General features: G+C 60.3%; 13 protein-coding genes, 1 CRISPR repeat array and 1 riboswitch (1 of these 15 cut by a window edge). All 13 genes read left to right on the top strand.

The annotated features are described in order from the left end of the window. Window positions 1–1,277: a CRISPR direct-repeat array (repeat unit 36 nt; unit sequence CCGAACTTATCTATGACGCCGAAAGGCGTTGAGCAC) (it extends 2,972 nt beyond the left edge of the window). A 408-nt stretch (window positions 1,278–1,685) separates the two neighbouring features. Continuing rightward, a riboswitch (purine riboswitch) is annotated at window positions 1,686–1,787 on the top strand. A gap of 506 nt (window positions 1,788–2,293) precedes the next feature. The 13 genes from purE to RWM61_RS13115 all read left to right on the top strand — a co-directional run bounded on the left by purE (window position 2,294) and on the right by RWM61_RS13115 (window position 16,535). Beyond that, entirely contained in the window at window positions 2,294–2,779 is a 486-nt protein-coding gene (purE, locus tag RWM61_RS13055; RefSeq protein WP_314001426.1) for a 5-(carboxyamino)imidazole ribonucleotide mutase, read from the top strand. Beyond that, on the top strand, window positions 2,776–4,053 hold the full coding sequence (gene purK / locus RWM61_RS13060; protein WP_314001428.1) for a 5-(carboxyamino)imidazole ribonucleotide synthase: 1,278 nt from the start codon (window positions 2,776–2,778) through the stop codon (window positions 4,051–4,053). Before purE ends, purK begins: the two co-directional genes overlap by 4 nt. Before the next feature lie 6 nt (window positions 4,054–4,059). Further along, window positions 4,060–5,355 carry an adenylosuccinate lyase gene (purB, locus tag RWM61_RS13065; protein WP_314001430.1) on the top strand — a complete coding sequence of 432 codons (1,296 nt, stop codon included), beginning with the start codon at window positions 4,060–4,062 and terminating at the stop codon, window positions 5,353–5,355. An 18-nt stretch (window positions 5,356–5,373) separates the two neighbouring features. Further along, window positions 5,374–6,267 (top strand): phosphoribosylaminoimidazolesuccinocarboxamide synthase, encoded by an 894-nt coding sequence (locus tag RWM61_RS13070; protein ID WP_314001432.1) that lies wholly within the window; start codon window positions 5,374–5,376, stop codon window positions 6,265–6,267. Between the two features lie 86 nt (window positions 6,268–6,353). Beyond that, window positions 6,354–6,596 (top strand): phosphoribosylformylglycinamidine synthase subunit PurS, encoded by a 243-nt coding sequence (gene purS, locus RWM61_RS13075; RefSeq protein ID WP_314001434.1) that lies wholly within the window; start codon window positions 6,354–6,356, stop codon window positions 6,594–6,596. A 4-nt stretch (window positions 6,597–6,600) separates the two neighbouring features. Further along, entirely contained in the window at window positions 6,601–7,296 is a 696-nt protein-coding gene (purQ, locus tag RWM61_RS13080) for a phosphoribosylformylglycinamidine synthase subunit PurQ (RefSeq protein ID WP_314001436.1), read from the top strand. Then, a complete protein-coding gene (gene purL, locus RWM61_RS13085; RefSeq protein WP_314001438.1) occupies window positions 7,274–9,520 on the top strand; it encodes a phosphoribosylformylglycinamidine synthase subunit PurL in 2,247 nt (748 codons plus the stop codon). The genes purQ and purL overlap by 23 nt, the downstream gene beginning before the upstream one ends. Continuing rightward, window positions 9,505–10,992 (top strand): amidophosphoribosyltransferase, encoded by a 1,488-nt coding sequence (gene purF / locus RWM61_RS13090; RefSeq protein ID WP_314001440.1) that lies wholly within the window; start codon window positions 9,505–9,507, stop codon window positions 10,990–10,992. The genes purL and purF overlap by 16 nt, the downstream gene beginning before the upstream one ends. 177 nt (window positions 10,993–11,169) lie before the next feature. Further along, window positions 11,170–12,213, top strand: a complete 1,044-nt coding sequence (gene purM, locus RWM61_RS13095; RefSeq protein ID WP_314001442.1) for a phosphoribosylformylglycinamidine cyclo-ligase — start codon at window positions 11,170–11,172, stop codon at window positions 12,211–12,213. Continuing rightward, complete coding sequence (gene purN, locus RWM61_RS13100; protein ID WP_314001444.1) at window positions 12,213–12,839, top strand: phosphoribosylglycinamide formyltransferase; 627 nt, start codon at window positions 12,213–12,215, stop codon at window positions 12,837–12,839. Before purM ends, purN begins: the two co-directional genes overlap by 1 nt. 36 nt (window positions 12,840–12,875) lie before the next feature. After that, on the top strand, window positions 12,876–14,423 hold the full coding sequence (gene purH, locus RWM61_RS13105; RefSeq protein WP_314001446.1) for a bifunctional phosphoribosylaminoimidazolecarboxamide formyltransferase/IMP cyclohydrolase: 1,548 nt from the start codon (window positions 12,876–12,878) through the stop codon (window positions 14,421–14,423). A 149-nt stretch (window positions 14,424–14,572) separates the two neighbouring features. Further along, window positions 14,573–15,841, top strand: a complete 1,269-nt coding sequence (gene purD / locus RWM61_RS13110) for a phosphoribosylamine--glycine ligase (protein ID WP_314001448.1) — start codon at window positions 14,573–14,575, stop codon at window positions 15,839–15,841. 190 nt (window positions 15,842–16,031) lie between these two features. Continuing rightward, window positions 16,032–16,535, top strand: coding sequence for a hypothetical protein (locus tag RWM61_RS13115; protein WP_314001450.1), 504 nt, complete (start codon window positions 16,032–16,034; stop codon window positions 16,533–16,535). Window positions 16,536–16,748 lie beyond the last annotated feature (213 nt).

Raw genomic sequence — 16,748 nt, forward strand, 5'->3', positions numbered from 1 at the left:
GCAAGCCGAACTTATCTATGACGCCGAAAGGCGTTGAGCACTACGTATAACGATTCGGCATTGAGCCAGCCGCGTCCGAACTTATCTATGACGCCGAAAGGCGTTGAGCACATCGATTCGCCCGGTTGCATCTCGCTCCCATAAGTAAGCCGAACTTATCTATGACGCCGAAAGGCGTTGAGCACCCGCTGAGGTGACTTGTATGGTGAAGCAGGCAAACAAGGACACCGAACTTATCTATGACGCCGAAAGGCGTTGAGCACTCGATCACACTCAACTGGCGGACGATCGAAAAGTCGCTGCCGAACTTATCTATGACGCCGAAAGGCGTTGAGCACCCGGCAACCCGATTAAGCGTGACCGAAAGGGCGAAGCCCGAACTTATCTATGACGCCGAAAGGCGTTGAGCACATGTAATGATTTTTGATATAATCTCCGGCATTTTGCGACCGAACTTATCTATGACGCCGAAAGGCGTTGAGCACATTACCCGCGACCTCGAGAAGGATCTGGAGATCTGCGACCGAACTTATCTATGACGCCGAAAGGCGTTGAGCACTAAACTCGGCCCGTTGCGTTGTCCTGCCCCGCAAGCCGAACTTATCTATGACGCCGAAAGGCGTTGAGCACAATTAATCATCAATGCCAAGCAATATGCGACGAAATCAACCGAACTTATCTATGACGCCGAAAGGCGTTGAGCACTCCACGGGGGCGGTGGGGGATAGATTTGCCTGCTTGTCCGAACTTATCTATGACGCCGAAAGGCGTTGAGCACCAAAAAGACAATCAATCGGGCCTCTTAACAGACGACCGAACTTATCTATGACGCCGAAAGGCGTTGAGCACGCTGGATGTCGCTTTGGACACGCTGACCACAGATGCCCGAACTTATCTATGACGCCGAAAGGCGTTGAGCACAAGCAGCAAAAGCTATCAAAGCCGCTATCGCCGACCGAACTTATCTATGACGCCGAAAGGCGTTGAGCACTTCGAGCATGACCGTTCGGCTTCGCGAGGGCAGATCCGAACTTATCTGACGCCGAAAGGCGTTGAGTACCCGGAGACGCCGCCGGTGCATTCCTCGTCTTCGCTTCCAAACTTATCAGTGACGCCGAAAGGCGTTGAGCACGCAGGAGAAGTATTTGGCAGTACATTTACGGCAAACCGAACTTATCTGTAACGCTGCAAGGCGTTCAGCACTCTCCGAGCTCCTCCGCTCGCCGGGCGATTTCGTGTCCGAACTTATCTATGACGCCGGAAGGCGTTGAGTACAACAGCGTCAATGGGAGTCAGATGAATAGGACTTTTAAGCACTCCTTTGGAAGACAACACTTGATTAACATTTGAGCGGACAAGACCATTCTGCAAACGCCGCTTGAGTGCAAAAGGATGGTCAAGCAAGAAATTGTAACGAAAGAGCCCCATTCACCGTTCTTAACAAGAAGCTGCTGCGGGTTGGAGCCGAGGCCGAAGGATTGAAAACAAGCGAGGACGCCGCGAGGCGTCCTTTCTTATCGGTAACACCTATTCGCCGTAGGGAGGTTTATGAAGATGGACCCGCTTTGCTCCGCGGAACGACCTAAAAGCGAACGATTATATTTGAACTTGTTTTTAATGTTCGTATTTAACGCTTTTCGGCGGTTGACATCGCTTGGGCAGGTTGGTACACTGAAATAGGCTTCGGCAAACAGCTCGAAACCACTCGTATAATGCCGGGAATAAGGCCCGGAAGTTTCTACCCGAGAACCGTAAATTTTCGGACTACGAGCCGCATTTCAAGAAACAGGTTGCCCCGCCAGGGGCAGCCTTCTGCTGTCTTCATCGTCCAACCACCGGCTGAGGCCGTCAGACATGATTGCGCACAGAGGGAGGCAATCCCGTTTCTTAACGGCTTGTGTCCCGCTTCGGTTCCGCCATATGGCGGCGCATACCGACGGGATTTTTGCGTTTTTTGCCCATAAAGCAATTGAAGGCTCTGTTAAAGTTTGGTGTGGATTGGCTTGTTAAACGGACAAAAGGATAGCCATGCTAAAAATAGCGGGAAATCCTCCGGCAAATGCAACTCGATACCGTGATAGGTGTGGTTAGCGGGAAAACGTCCTTCTAATCAGGCACGGTTTAATGGGATTCGGCGGCATGCCAATTCGCTAGCGGGAGGTTTTCCTCCTATGTCGATGAGAAGGGCTACGTAATGCATAATTAACAGGAAGTTTTCCCGTCTTCCTCCCGCCGGCAATCGACAATCAAACCGTAGCAGAGTGAATTTAATAATAGAAAGCGGGAAATCGACATGACAGCAATCGTGGGCGTCATCATGGGGAGCAAGTCCGACTGGGACACGATGAAGTTGGCCTGTGACGTTCTGGAGGAACTGCAAATTCCGTATGAAAAGAAAGTCGTCTCCGCGCACCGCACGCCGGACCTCATGTTCCGATACGCGGAGACGGCGGCCGAGCGCGGCCTTAAAGTGATCATCGCCGGCGCCGGCGGAGCCGCGCATCTGCCGGGCATGGTCGCAGCGAAGACGGTTCTGCCGGTCATCGGCGTGCCTGTGAAGTCGTCGAATCTGAACGGGCTCGATTCGCTGCTGTCGATCGTTCAGATGCCCGGCGGCATCCCGGTCGCGACCGTGGCGATCGGCAACGCGGGCGGCACCAACGCCGGCCTGCTGGCCGCGCAAATGATCGGCGCCTTCGACCCGGCTGTTCAGGCGCGCGTGCGGCAGCGCCGCGAGCGGATCGAGCGCGAGGTGCTGGAAAGCAGTGAGACGCTATGAGCGAGCATCGCAACTTACCGGGCGTTAGCGCCGGGCAAGCCGGCAACGATAACGCCGCCCACGCCGCTGCCGCCATCGGCAGTGCCGGCCAAGCCGCAGCCGGCTCCAACGCGGCCAAGCCGCGCACGATCCTCCCCGGCGCCACGATCGGCGTGCTCGGCGGCGGCCAGCTCGGCCGGATGATGGCGCTCGCCGGCAGCGCGATGGGCTACCGCTTCGTCGCGCTCGATCCGGCAACCGATGCGCCGGCCGGCCAGGTCGCCTCGCAGATCGTCGCCGACTATGGCGACTTCGCAGCGGCGCGCGAGCTTGCCGGACGCGCCGAAATCATCACGTACGAGTTCGAGAACGTCGATGCCGGCGTCGCCGCCATGCTGATGGCCGAATCGTACGTGCCGCAGGGCAGCGAGCTGCTCTATACGACGCAGCATCGGCTGCGCGAGAAGCGCGCGATCGAGGCGGCCGGCGTTCGGGTGGCGCCCTATGCGGAAATCCGCAGCCTGGACGAGCTGCGCGAGGCCGTCCGCCGCTTCGGCCTGCCGTGCGTGCTGAAGACGGCGACCGGCGGCTACGACGGCAAAGGCCAGTGGGTCATCCGCGACGAAGCCGAAATCGCACGCGCCTACGAATCGCTCAGCGCCGCCGGAACGGAGCTTGTCCTGGAGCAATTCATCAAGTTCGACAAGGAATTGTCCGTTATTGCGGCCCGCAGCCCGCAGGGTGAGATAAAAGCGTTCCCGGTTGCAGAGAATATCCATGTGGACAATATCCTGCATCTGTCGATCGTACCTGCCAGAGTTCCGGCCGAAACGCTCAAGGAGGCGGAGCGGCTCGCCACACGCATCGCCGAAGGGCTTAAAGCGGTCGGACTGATCGCGGTCGAGCTGTTCTGGTCGGCATCGGACGGGCTGTACGTCAACGAGCTGGCGCCGCGCCCGCACAACAGCGGACACTACACGATGGAGGCTTGCCGGACGTCGCAGTTCGAGCAGCACGTGCGCGCCGTCTGCAACCTGCCCCTCGGCGACACCGCGCTGCTGACGCCGGTGGTGATGGTCAACGTGCTCGGCGAGCACGTCGCACCTCTGGTCGACCATCTGGCCGACCGCGACAGGGCAGCCCAGGCCGAACGGCTCAACGTCGCCCCCAAGCTGCATTTGTACGGCAAGAGCGAAGCGATACACAAACGGAAAATGGGCCATGTGAACGTGCTCGCCTCGGACACCGAAGCGGCGCTGGCCTGGATTTCCGAAACGAATATTTGGAGGGTATGAGCCATCATGTTGGAGCGTTACAGCAGACCGGAAATGAGAGCGATTTGGACCGAGGAGAACAAGTTCAAGGCTTGGCTCGAGGTTGAGCTTTGCGCATGCGAGGCGTGGGCGGAGCTGGGCGTTATTCCGAAGGAGGACGTCGAGGCGCTGCGCAAGTCCGCGAGCTTCGATATCGACCGCATCAATGAAATCGAGCTCGAGACGCGCCATGACGTCATCGCCTTTACGCGCGCGGTGTCCGAGACGGTCGGTCCGGAGCGGAAATGGGTGCATTACGGGCTGACCTCGACGGACGTGGTCGACACGGCGATGGGCTACCTGCTCCGCCAGGCGAACGAGATTCTGCGCGCCGACCTCGAGCGGTTCATCGGCATTCTGCGCGGACAGGCCGTAGCATACAAGGATACGCCGATGATGGGCCGCACCCACGGCGTGCACGCGGAGCCGACCACGTTCGGCCTCAAAATGGCGCTCTGGCACGAGGAAATGAAGCGCAACCTCGAGCGGTTCGAGCATGCGGCGGACGGCGTCCAATTCGGCAAAATTTCCGGCGCGGTAGGCACGTACGCCAACATCGATCCGTTCGTCGAGGAGTTCGTCTGCAAGAAGCTCGGCACGAAGCCGGCGCCGATCTCGACGCAGACGCTGCAGCGCGACCGCCATGCCGAATACATGGCGACGCTGGCGCTGATTGCAACGTCGCTCGACAAGTTTGCGACGGAAATCCGCGCCCTGCAGAAGAGCGAGTTCCGCGAGGTCGAGGAGCCTTTCGCCAAAGGCCAGAAAGGGTCCTCGGCGATGCCGCACAAGCGCAATCCGATCGGCTGCGAGAACATTTCCGGCTTGTCCCGCGTTATTCGCGGCCATATGCTCACCGCATATGAGAACGTACCGCTCTGGCATGAGCGCGACATCAGCCACTCTTCGGCCGAACGCGTCATTCTGCCCGATGCCACGATGCTGCTGAACTATATGTTGAACCGACTCGGCAATATTATTCAGAACCTTCAAGTGTTCCCCGAGAACATGAAGCGCAACATGCAGCGCACGTACGGCGTGCCGTTCTCCGGCCGCGTCATGACGAAGCTGATCGACACGGGCATGAGCCGCGAGCAGGCGTACGACACGGTGCAGCCGCGCGCGATGCAGGCATGGGAGGAGCAGCGCCAGTTCCGCGAAATCATCGAGTCGACCCCGGAAATCACGTCGCGCCTGACCGCCGAAGAGATCGACGATTGCTTCAACCCGGCGTGGCACCTGAAGCACGTCGACACCATTTTCAAGAAACTCGGCCTGATCTAAAAGGGGGAAACGGACGCGATGAACCGGCAAGCGTTGGCTGCCGCGGCACACTTGGTAAAAGCGCCGCTGCTGTATAAAGGAAAGGTGCGCGAGCTGTATGACCTCGGCGAGCATTACCTGATCGTCGTCACCGACCGCATTTCCGCGTTCGATTATGTGCTGGAGCCGGCGGTGCCGGAGAAGGGCAATGTGCTCAACCGGCTGAGCGCCTTCTGGTTCGGGCGCACCGCGGATTTGCAGCCGAACCACGTCGTGCATACGGATGTATCGAAGCTGGGCGAGCTCATCACCGGCCACGAAGCCCTCAAAGACCGCATCATGGTGACGCGCAAAGCCGAGCGGATCGACATCGAATGTGTCGTGCGGGGCTATATCACAGGGGGCGGTTGGAGACAATATCAGGCAGCGTCGGCGATCAACGGCATCGCGCTGCCGGCCGGAATGCGCAAGAACCAGCGGCTCGAGCTGCCGATTTTTACGCCTGCGGCGAAAAACGACGTCGGCCACGACGAGGACATCCCGTTCGAGCGGATGGCGGAGATGGTCGGCGCCGGACTGGCGGAAGAGCTGCGCGACCGCAGTGTGAAGCTGTATGAATACGCGCGCGGCTACTGCGAGGAGCGCGGGATCATTTTGGCGGACTGCAAATTCGAGTTCGGCCTGATCGACGGCAAGGTCATTCTGATCGACGAGCTGTTCACGCCGGACTCCTCCCGCTTCTGGGCGAAGGAAAGCTACGAGCTGGACATCGAGATCGACAGCATGGATAAGGAGCCGGTGCGCACATATCTGGCCGGATCGGACTGGGACAAGAACAGCCCGCCCGCCCCGCTGCCCCGGACCGTCGTCGAGGAGACGACGCGCAGGTATTTGGAGATTTACAGGCGCCTGACCGGCGAGAGCTTGGTGTAAGATACTGGATGCACGATGCAGGATGCAGGGCCTGGACTTTATAGATGACAATCGGCTCGACCATTGAATAGGAGGCAGGAACAACGATGAAGGCAACGGTTTACGTGACGATCAAGCAAAATGTATTGGATCCCCAAGGCACGGCGGTGCAAGGCGCGCTTCACTCGATGGGTTTTGACGAGGTCAATAAAGTGCGCATCGGCAAATATCTCGAGCTCGAGCTCGACACGGCGGACCGCGGCGAAGCGGAAGCCCGGATCAAGGCGATGTGCGAAAAGCTGCTGGCCAATACGGTGATCGAAGACTACCGCTTTGAATTGGAGGGCTAAACCGATGAAATTCGCGGTTCTCGTTTTTCCCGGATCCAACTGTGATATCGACCTCTATAAAGCCGTGGAGGACACGGTCGGACAGCCGGTCGACTACGTCTGGCATACGGCGACCGACCTTTCCGACTATGACTGCATCCTGGTGCCGGGCGGATTCTCCTACGGCGATTACCTGCGCTGCGGGGCGATCGCGCAGTTCACGTCGGTGATGGCCGAAGTGCGCAAGGCGGCGGAAGCGGGCAAGTACGTGCTCGGCATCTGCAACGGCTTCCAGATTCTGACGGAAGCGGGCCTGCTGCCCGGCGCGCTGCTGCGCAACAGCAACCTGAAATTCCGCTGCCACCCGGCGCTGCTCGAGGTCGTCAACAACGAAACGCCGTTCACGAACCAATACGCGAAGGGCGAAATCATCGATATTCCGATCGCGCACGGCGAGGGGAACTATTACTGCGACGAGCAGACGCTGGACGAGCTGGAAGCGAACAACCGGGTCGTGTTCCGCTACAAGGCGGGCGCGAACCCGAACGGCTCCGTGAACGACATCGCGGGCATTTGCAACGAGCAAGGCAACGTCGTCGGCATGATGCCGCATCCGGAGCGCGCGGTCGATCAGCTGCTCGGCTCGGAGGACGGCAAGCGGATGTTTACATCGATTTTGAACGCATGGAGGGAACGGCATGGCGCAGCAGTTAACGGCTAAGGAACCGACGGCGGAGCAGATTGCGGACCAGAAAATTTACACGCAATTCGGCGTAACCGATTATGAATATGAGCTCATCTGCGGTTTTCTCGACCGCAAGCCCAATTATACTGAGATCGGCGTGTTCAGCGTCATGTGGTCGGAGCACTGCTCCTATAAGAACTCGAAGCCGGTGCTGCGCAAGTTTCCGGTCACCGGGCCCCGCGTCCTGATGGGACCCGGCGAAGGCGCGGGCATCGTCGACATCGGCGACAACCAGGCGGTCGTGTTCAAAATCGAGTCGCATAACCATCCTTCCGCGGTCGAGCCTTATCAGGGCGCGGCGACGGGCGTCGGCGGCATTATCCGCGACATTTTCTCGATGGGGGCCCGTCCGGTCGCCTTGCTTAACTCGCTGCGCTTCGGCAAGCTCGACAATCCGCGCGTCAAATATTTGTTCGAGCATGTGGTCGGCGGCATTGCCGGCTACGGCAACTGCATCGGCATCCCGACGGTCGCGGGCGAGGTCATGTTCGACGAAAGCTATGAGGGCAACCCGCTCGTCAACGCGATGTGCGTGGGTCTGATCGATCACGATAAAATCCAGCGGGGCGTCGCCAAGGGCGTCGGCAACCCCGTTTTCTACGTCGGACCGGCGACCGGCCGCGACGGCATCCACGGCGCCACGTTCGCATCGGTCGAGCTGTCCGAGGAATCCGAGGAGAAGCGCACGGCGGTGCAGGTGGGCGATCCGTTCATGGAGAAGCTCGTGATGGAAGCCTGCCTCGAGCTGATCGATACCGGCATCGTGCTCGGCATCCAGGACATGGGCGCGGCGGGCCTGACCTGCTCCAGCGCCGAGATGGCGGCCAAAGCCGGCAACGGCCTCGAGCTGTACCTGGACGAGGTGCCGCAGCGCGAGGAAGGCATGACACCATACGAGATGATGCTGTCGGAGTCGCAGGAGCGGATGCTGTTCGTCGTCGAACCGCAGCATGAAGCGCAGGCGCGGGAGATTTTCGAGCGTTGGGGCATCATCTGCGCGAAGGTCGGCAAAGTGACGGACGACGGCCGCCTGCGTTTGTTCCATAAAGGCGAGCAGGTAGGCGATATGCCGGTAAAAGCGCTCGTCGACGAGTGCCCGATTTACAGCAAACCGTCGCAGGAGCCTGCGTACTATGCGGAAAATGCGGCGGTCGACACGGCGGCGTACCCGGAAGCGGCCGATCTGAACGAAGCGCTGCGCAAGGTGCTGGCGTCCCCGACGGTGGCGAGCAAGGAATGGGTGTACAACCAGTACGATTACATGGTTCGCACCAGCACGGCCGTACAGCCGGGCTCGGATGCGGCGGTCGTGACGATTCGCGGCACGCGGAAGGCGCTGGCGATGACGACCGACTGCAACGGACGTTACGTCTACCTGGACCCGGAGATGGGCGGACGGATCGCGGTCGCGGAAGCGGCGCGCAACATCGTGTGCTCCGGCGCGGAACCGCTCGCCATTACGGACAACCTGAACTTCGGCAATCCGGAGAAGCCGGAGGTGTTCTGGCAGATCGAGAAGTCGGTCGACGGCATGGCGGAAGCGTGCCGCGTGTTGGACACCCCGGTCATCGGGGGTAATGTAAGTCTGTACAATGAAAACGCCAAAGGCGCGATTTACCCGACGCCGGTCGTCGGCATGGTCGGCCTCGTTCACGACACGGACCATATCACGACGCAAGACTTCAAGGCCGCGGGCGATGTGATCATTCTGATCGGCGAGACGAAAGCGGAGCTCGGCGGCAGCGAGCTGCAATACGCGGTGCACGGCCGGACGGAGGGCCGTCCGCCGGCGCTCGACCTGGACCTGGAGAAGCGGGTGCTGGGCGGCGTGCTGGGCGCGATTCAGAAAGGACTCGTCGCTTCGGCGCACGATCTGTCCGAAGGCGGCCTTGCCGTCGCGCTGGCCGAATCCTGCATCAGCGGCGGGGGGCTCGGCGCGACCGTGAACATCTCCACCGGCCTGCGCCCGGATGTGGCGCTGTTCAGCGAATCGCAATCGCGCATCCTGCTGTCGGCGAAGCCGGAGAAGGCCGGAGAACTGAAGGATTGGCTCGCCAACCAAGGCGTGACGCACACTGAAATCGGCATCGTAGGAGGAAGCAGCCTCACCGTTAACGTCAATGGCAGCGCCGGCATCCAATCGCCGGTCGAACAACTGGAGAAGGTTTGGAAGGATGCGATTCCATGTCTGATGAAGTGAAACGGCTGTCCAGGCTGTGGACCGACCGCGGCGGGCATTATAACGAAGGCCTCGGACGGGACGACATTTTCGATAAATTGAAGGAGGAGTGCGGCGTATTCGGGGTGTTCGGCATCCCGGACGCCGCCTCGCTCTCCTATTACGGGCTGCACGCGCTGCAGCACCGCGGCGAGGAAAGCTGCGGCATCTGTACGGTCGATTCGGCGCAGGGCGGGCTGTTCAATTACCACCGCGGCCTCGGACTCGTCAAAGAGGTGTTCGGCAAGGACAACCTCGAGACGCTGGCCGGCGACCGTTCGATCGGGCATGTCCGGTATTCGACGGCGGGCGGCGGCGGCCTGGCCAACGCGCAGCCGCTGGTGTTCAAATACCGGGACGGCGACCTGGCGGTCGCGACGAACGGCAACATCGTCAACGCGCCGGAAATCCGCCGCGAGCTGGAGTCGCACGGTTCGATTTTCCAGACGACGAGCGACACCGAGGTCATTGCGCATCTGATCGCCCGCTCGCCCAAGGATTTCGTCAGCGCGGCGCGGGATGCGCTGCAGCGGTTGATCGGCGGCTTCGCTTTTCTGCTGATGACGAACGACAAGCTGCTTGTCGCGTCCGATCCGCACGGCTTGCGTCCGCTCGTGATGGGGCGGCTCGGCGAAGGCTTCGTATTCGCGTCCGAGACCTGCGCGCTGGAGACGATCGGCGCGGAGTACGAACGCGACATCCAGCCGGGCGAGCTGCTGGTATTGGATGCGAGCGGCATGCGGGTGGAGCGTTACGCGCCGCTCGAGCGGCGGGCGACCTGCGCGATGGAGTACATTTATTTCGCCCGCCCGGACAGCGACATCAACGGCGCGAATTTGCACGCCGCACGGAAGCGGATGGGCAGCCGGTTGGCCATTGAATCGTTCGTGGACGCCGATATCGTAACGGGCGTACCGGATTCGAGCATTTCGGCCGCGATCGGTTATGCGGAGCAGACCGGCATTCCGTATGAGCTCGGTCTGATCAAAAACAAATACACGGGCCGCACGTTCATCCAGCCTTCCCAGGAGCTGCGCGAGAAGGGCGTCAAGATGAAGCTGAGCGCCGTCCGCAAGGTCGTGGAAGGGAAGCGCGTCGTCATGATCGACGATTCGATCGTGCGCGGCACGACGTCGCGGCGCATCGTCAACCTTTTGCGCGAAGCCGGCGCGACCGAGGTGCATGTGAAGATCACCTCGCCGCCGTTCGCGAATCCCTGCTATTACGGAATCGATACGCCGGATCGGAAGGAGCTGATCGCCTCTTCCAAGACGGTCGAGGAAATCCGGCAGGCGATCAACGCCGATTCGCTGTCGTTCCTGAGCCACGAGGGCTTCGTGGAAGCGGTCGGAGGAAACGACGGCGAGTATAACCGCGGGCTGTGCATGGCATGCTTCGATAACGACTATCCGACCCCGGTCGATTATACGTCCGAGAAAAGCTGCAGCTGTTAAGGTTTCGATCGCCGCCATGCGGCGCCGCAACGCGCCACGGGACGGGCATCATGGCCGGATTGTAGATTGGATTTCATAAGATTGGCTTTCGATTGAATCGATTGCATTGGACTGGACTGGCCGGATCGGCTCAGGTTCGGCATGGATTGGCAAACCAAATGGTTGGGAGTGACCCTGGTGTCAGAAGCGTACAAACAGGCAGGCGTCGATATCGCGGCGGGCAATGAAGCGGTCGAGCGGATGAAAAAGCACGTCAAGCGCACGTTCCGTCCGGAGGTGCTGACCGACCTCGGCGGGTTCGGCGCGCTGTTCGGCTTGAACAAGGACAAATACGAGGAGCCGGTGCTGGTGTCCGGCACCGACGGCGTGGGCACAAAGCTGAAGCTTGCTTTTGCGATGGACAAGCATGACACGATCGGCATCGACGCCGTCGCGATGTGCGTGAACGACATCGTGGTGCAGGGCGCGGAGCCGCTGTTCTTCCTCGATTACCTGGCCTGCGGCAAGGTGGTGCCGGAGCGGATCGAGCAGATCGTCAAAGGCATCGCGGACGGCTGCCAGGAGTCCGGCTGCGCCCTGATCGGCGGCGAGACGGCGGAAATGCCCGGCATGTACGAGTCCGACGAGTACGATATCGCCGGCTTTACGGTCGGCATCGTCGACAAGAAAAAAATCATCGACGGCCGGGCGATTGCGGCGGGCGACGCGGTGATCGGTTTGGCCTCGAGCGGCGTGCACAGCAACGGCTTCTCGCTGGTGCGGCGCCTGCTGCTTGAGCAAAGCGGCTATTCGCTGCAGGATACGCTGCCGGAGCTGGACGGCGCCAAGCTCGGCGACGTGCTGCTCGAGCCGACCAAGCTGTATGTGAAGCCTGCCCTGAAGCTCATTGAGAGCGTGCAGGTCAAAGGGATGGCGCATATTACGGGCGGCGGCTTTATCGAGAACATTCCGCGCGTGCTGCCGGACGGCGTCAACGTCGAGATCGACTACGGCTCGTGGCCGATTCTGCCGATCTTCAAGCTGATGCAGGAGAAGGGCGGCATTGCGAACCGCGATATGTTCACGACCTTTAATATGGGCATCGGGCTCGTGGCGGTGGTGGCTGAAGAGCAGGCGCAGCGGGCGCTCGACGTGCTGGGCGGTCTCGGCGTGGCGGCTTACCGGATCGGACGGGTGACCGAAGGCTCGCGCATGGTGACTTTTACGGGGGCTGACGTGTAATGAAGAAGCTGAAAATCGCCGTATTCGCGTCCGGGCAGGGCACCAATTTTCAAGCGCTGGCCGATGCGGCGGCGGACGGAAGGCTCGATGTCGACATCGGGCTTTTGGTTTGCGACAAAGCGGCGGCTCCCGTCGTGGCGCGGGCGGAGCAGGCCGGCGTTGAAGCTTACGTGTTTGCGCCGAACTCATATGCGTCGAGGGAAGCTTACGAAACGGAGATTCTGGCGGAGCTGCGGCGGCGGGGCGTTGAACTGATCGTGCTCGCGGGCTACATGCGCATTATTACACAGGTGCTTGTTGAGCCTTATTATGGGCGAATGATCAACGTGCATCCCGCGCTGCTGCCGTCTTTTCCGGGCGTGAACGGCATTCGGCAGGCGCTGGAGTACGGGGTGAAAGTCACCGGCGTTACGGTCCATTACGTGGACGGCGGCATGGACAGCGGCCCGATCATCGCGCAGCGGGCGGTGGAGGTGCTGGACGGGGATACGGAGTCGACATTGGGCGAACGCGTGCAAAAGGTCGAACGCGAGCTGCTGCCTTGGGCGGTCGCGCAAATCGCGGCCGGCCGGGTCCGGCTGGACGGGCGTCATGTGACGATAGCTTCAGATACTGTTCGCAGCTAGAGCGGCAAGTCATTATTTTATTGGGAGGCAACGAGTGTGGCTATTCGCAGGGCATTGATCAGTGTATCGGACAAGACGGGCATCGTCGACTTTTCGCGCGGGCTCGCGGCACTGGGCGTTGAGATCATTTCCACGGGCGGCACGGCGGTTCTGCTGGAGAAGGAGGGCATCCCGGTCATCGGCATCTCCGATGTGACGGGCTTTCCGGAATGCCTGGACGGAAGGGTCAAAACGCTCCATCCGGCGGTGCACGCGGGCCTGCTGGCGATCCGCGACAATGAGGAGCACCGGCGGACAATGGAGGAGCTTGACCTGGACTACATCGACCTGGTGGTCGTCAATCTGTATCCGTTCAAGCAGACGATCGCGAAGCCGGATGTTTCTTATGAAGAGGCGATCGAGAACATCGATATCGGCGGTCCGACGATGCTGCGCTCCGCGGCGAAGAATCATGCGTTCGTGACGGTTGCGGTCGACTCGGCCGATTACGAGGGCATTCTGGAGGAAGTGAAGGCGGGCGGCGACACGACGCTCGAGACTCGCAAAAGGCTGGCGGCAAAGGTGTTCCGCCACACCGGCGCCTACGATGCCCTGATCGGCGATTATCTGTCCAAGCTGCAAGGTGAAATGCTGCCCGAATCCTACACGGTTACTTACGAGAAGGTTCAGGATCTGCGTTACGGCGAAAATCCGCACCAGAAGGCGGCGTTCTATACGAAGCCGCTTGCTGGCGCCGGCAGCATCACGACGGCGGAGCAGCTGCACGGCAAGGAGCTGTCGTACAACAACATCAACGACGCGAACGCCGCGCTGGCGATCGTGAAGGAATTCGACGAGCCGGCGGTTGTGGCGGTCAAGCATATGAACCCTTGCGGCGTCGGAATCGGCGCGGACGTTCACGAAGCGTATCAAAAGGCGTACGCCGCCGACCCGACCTCGATCTTCGGCGGCATCGTCGCCGCGAACCGGGCGATCGGGGTGGAAACGGCGGAGCTGCTGAACGACATTTTCCTCGAAATCGTCATTGCTCCGGATTTCACGCCGGCCGCGCTTGAGGTGCTGACGAAGAAGAAAAACATCCGACTGCTGAAGCTCGGCGAGCTGGCAGCGGCGAAGGAGCGCAAGCCGGAATGGCTGATCACCTCTGTGGAAGGCGGCATGCTCGTCCAGGAGAGCGACGTGCATACGTTGAGCGACGCCGACCTGAAGGTCGTAACCGAGCGCCAGCCTACCGCGGAGGAACTGAAGCAGCTGCTGTTCGCTTGGAAGGTCGTGAAGCATGTGAAGTCGAACGCGATTCTGCTCGCATCCGACAACATGACGGTCGGCGTCGGCGCCGGCCAAATGAACCGCGTCGGCGCGGCCCGCATCGCGATCGAGCAGGCGGGCGGCAAGGCGCGCGGGGCCGTGCTGGCGTCCGATGCGTTTTTCCCGATGGGGGATACGCTGGAGCTTGCGGCCAAGGCGGGCATTACGGCGGTCATTCAGCCGGGCGGCTCGATCAAGGACGAGGAGTCGATCGCCGTCGCCAACGCGAACGGCATCGCGATGGTAATGACGGGCGTGCGCCATTTCAAGCATTGATCCGCTTGGTGCGCGGTACGGACATATGGTTCAGTCGCCGTAAAGCGCGCGAAACGCGCCGTGGACAGGATTGGAGCCGAACTCCCGGCTGTGTTGGTTCTAACCGGCACTGGGCTCGGGGCAGGAATTTGCTTTAGGGGGTCATCGTGGTGAAGATAATGGTCATCGGCGGCGGCGGGCGGGAGCACGCCATCGTCTGGGCGCTTAAGAAAAGCGAGAAGGTCAGCAAGCTGTATTGCGCGCCGGGGAACGCCGGCATCGCCCAACTGGCGGAATGCGTGCCGATTCCGGTGAACCGGTTTGCGGATCTGATCCGGTTCGCCCGCGATCATGCCGTCGATCTGGTTGTGGTTGGTCCGGACGACCCGCTGGCGGCGGGAATCGTGGATGCGTTCGAGGAAGCGGGCATCCCGATTTTCGGACCGCGCAAGAATGCGGCGGAAATCGAGGGCAGCAAAATTTTCATGAAAGGGCTGCTGAAGAAATACGCGATCCCGACGGCGGCCTACGAAACGTTCACCGACTATGAAGCGGCGCTGTCCTATTTGCGGGCGCAGCCGCTGCCGATCGTCGTGAAGGCGGATGGCTTGGCCGCCGGCAAAGGCGTTACAGTGGCACGCACGCTGGAGGAAGCCGAAGAAGCGCTGCGCGGCATGATGATGGACAAGGTGTTCGGGGAATCGGGGAGTCAGGTCGTGATTGAAGAGTTCCTCGAAGGACAGGAAATGTCGATTCTGGCGTTCGTCGACGGCGAGACGGTGCGGCCGATGGTGCCGGCGCAGGATCACAAGCCGGTGTTCGACAACGACGAGGGCCCGAATACCGGCGGCATGGGCACCTATACGCCGCTGCCGCATATCGATCCGGCTTTGGTGCAGGATGCCATTGACCATATTATTGTACCGACCGCGAAGGCGATGGTCAGCGAAGGGCGTCCGTTCCGCGGCGTGCTGTTCGCCGGCCTGATGATTACCGCGAACGGCGTGAAAACGATCGAGTTCAACGCGCGCATGGGGGACCCGGAGACACAGGTCGTGCTGCCGCGTTTGAAAACCGATCTGGTCGATATTATTTTGGAGGCGGTCAACGGGCGGCTCGATCAGCTTGAGATCGAGTGGAGCGACGAAGCGGCGGTGTGCGTGATCCTCGCGTCGGAAGGCTACCCGGCATCTTATCCGAAGGGCCGCGTTATCAGCGGCTTGAAGGATGCGGAGGCGGCAGGCGCTTTGGTGTTCCATGCCGGAACGTCTTTTGAGGACGGCGAATTCGTCACCAGCGGCGGCCGGGTGCTGGGCGTCGTCGGCCGCGGCCGCGACATCGCCGAAGCGCGCGCGCGGGCGTACGAAGCGGCGGGCATGATCTCGTTTGAAGGCATGCACTACCGTTCCGACATTGCAGCGAAGGCGCTTCGGGGCTGAGAAAGTGGGGCATTTTTGCACAAAATAAATATTGCTGCGTGAAGCACACGCCGCTTGATCCCTGGGGGGATTGGGCGGCGTTTTTGTTTGTTTTAAACGTTGAATGGCTAAGTTCAGAAACACAGGCGAATTTGAATCCGGCACTGCCGGGATATTGCGGCCAGTTTTCGGCTCCTTCGAGGGCATGATCATGGAACACGAGCTGGTGAGTATGTCGGGTGTACGGATCTACATAGACGTGTTTTATCAGCCGTTTCGTCTGGGTTTTGAAAGCGAGGGCTTTGTGGCACATGCGGAGAATATCACACGCGATCGATTTAATTTTGAGAAAATGCGGCAGCGCACACTGGCGCTTTACGACTGTAAGTATGTCCCGTTCAGCTGGGATGAGCTCGATAAGAAACCGGAACTTTGCCGACGCGCGGTATATGAACTACTGGGACGATTCGGGGGAGCGGCAGGCAGTAAAAGCGCACAATTAACCGTATACGAACGGGAGGTAATCCGTTACGCTTTGCGATGGAACGGAGCTTTCAAATTCGGTGATGTAAGTATCTGCCTGCAAGCCGGCGAGCGGGTAAGCCGCCGTGTATTGCGCAGCCTTATGGAGAAGGGGATGATCAAACCGAATGGTATCAGCACACAACGCCACCATACGTATGTACTCACCGATAAAGCCGTGCAATTTTATTAATTGATAAGAATTTAACTTAGAGGGAACCTGAAAGTAAGCGACATAGTGCAGGTTACGTGGTGGCGGGAGGAGGACGGTGGGCGAATAAGCGACATTTTGCAGGTTATATGGTGGCGGGAGGCGAACGGCGGGCGAATAAGCAACATTTTGCAGGTTATATGGTGGCGGGAGGCGGACGGCGGGCGAATAAGCGACATTTTGCAGGTTACATGG

This window comes from uncultured Paenibacillus sp., from assembly GCF_963515335.1.
GTDB lineage: Bacteria > Bacillota > Bacilli > Paenibacillales > Paenibacillaceae > Paenibacillus_I.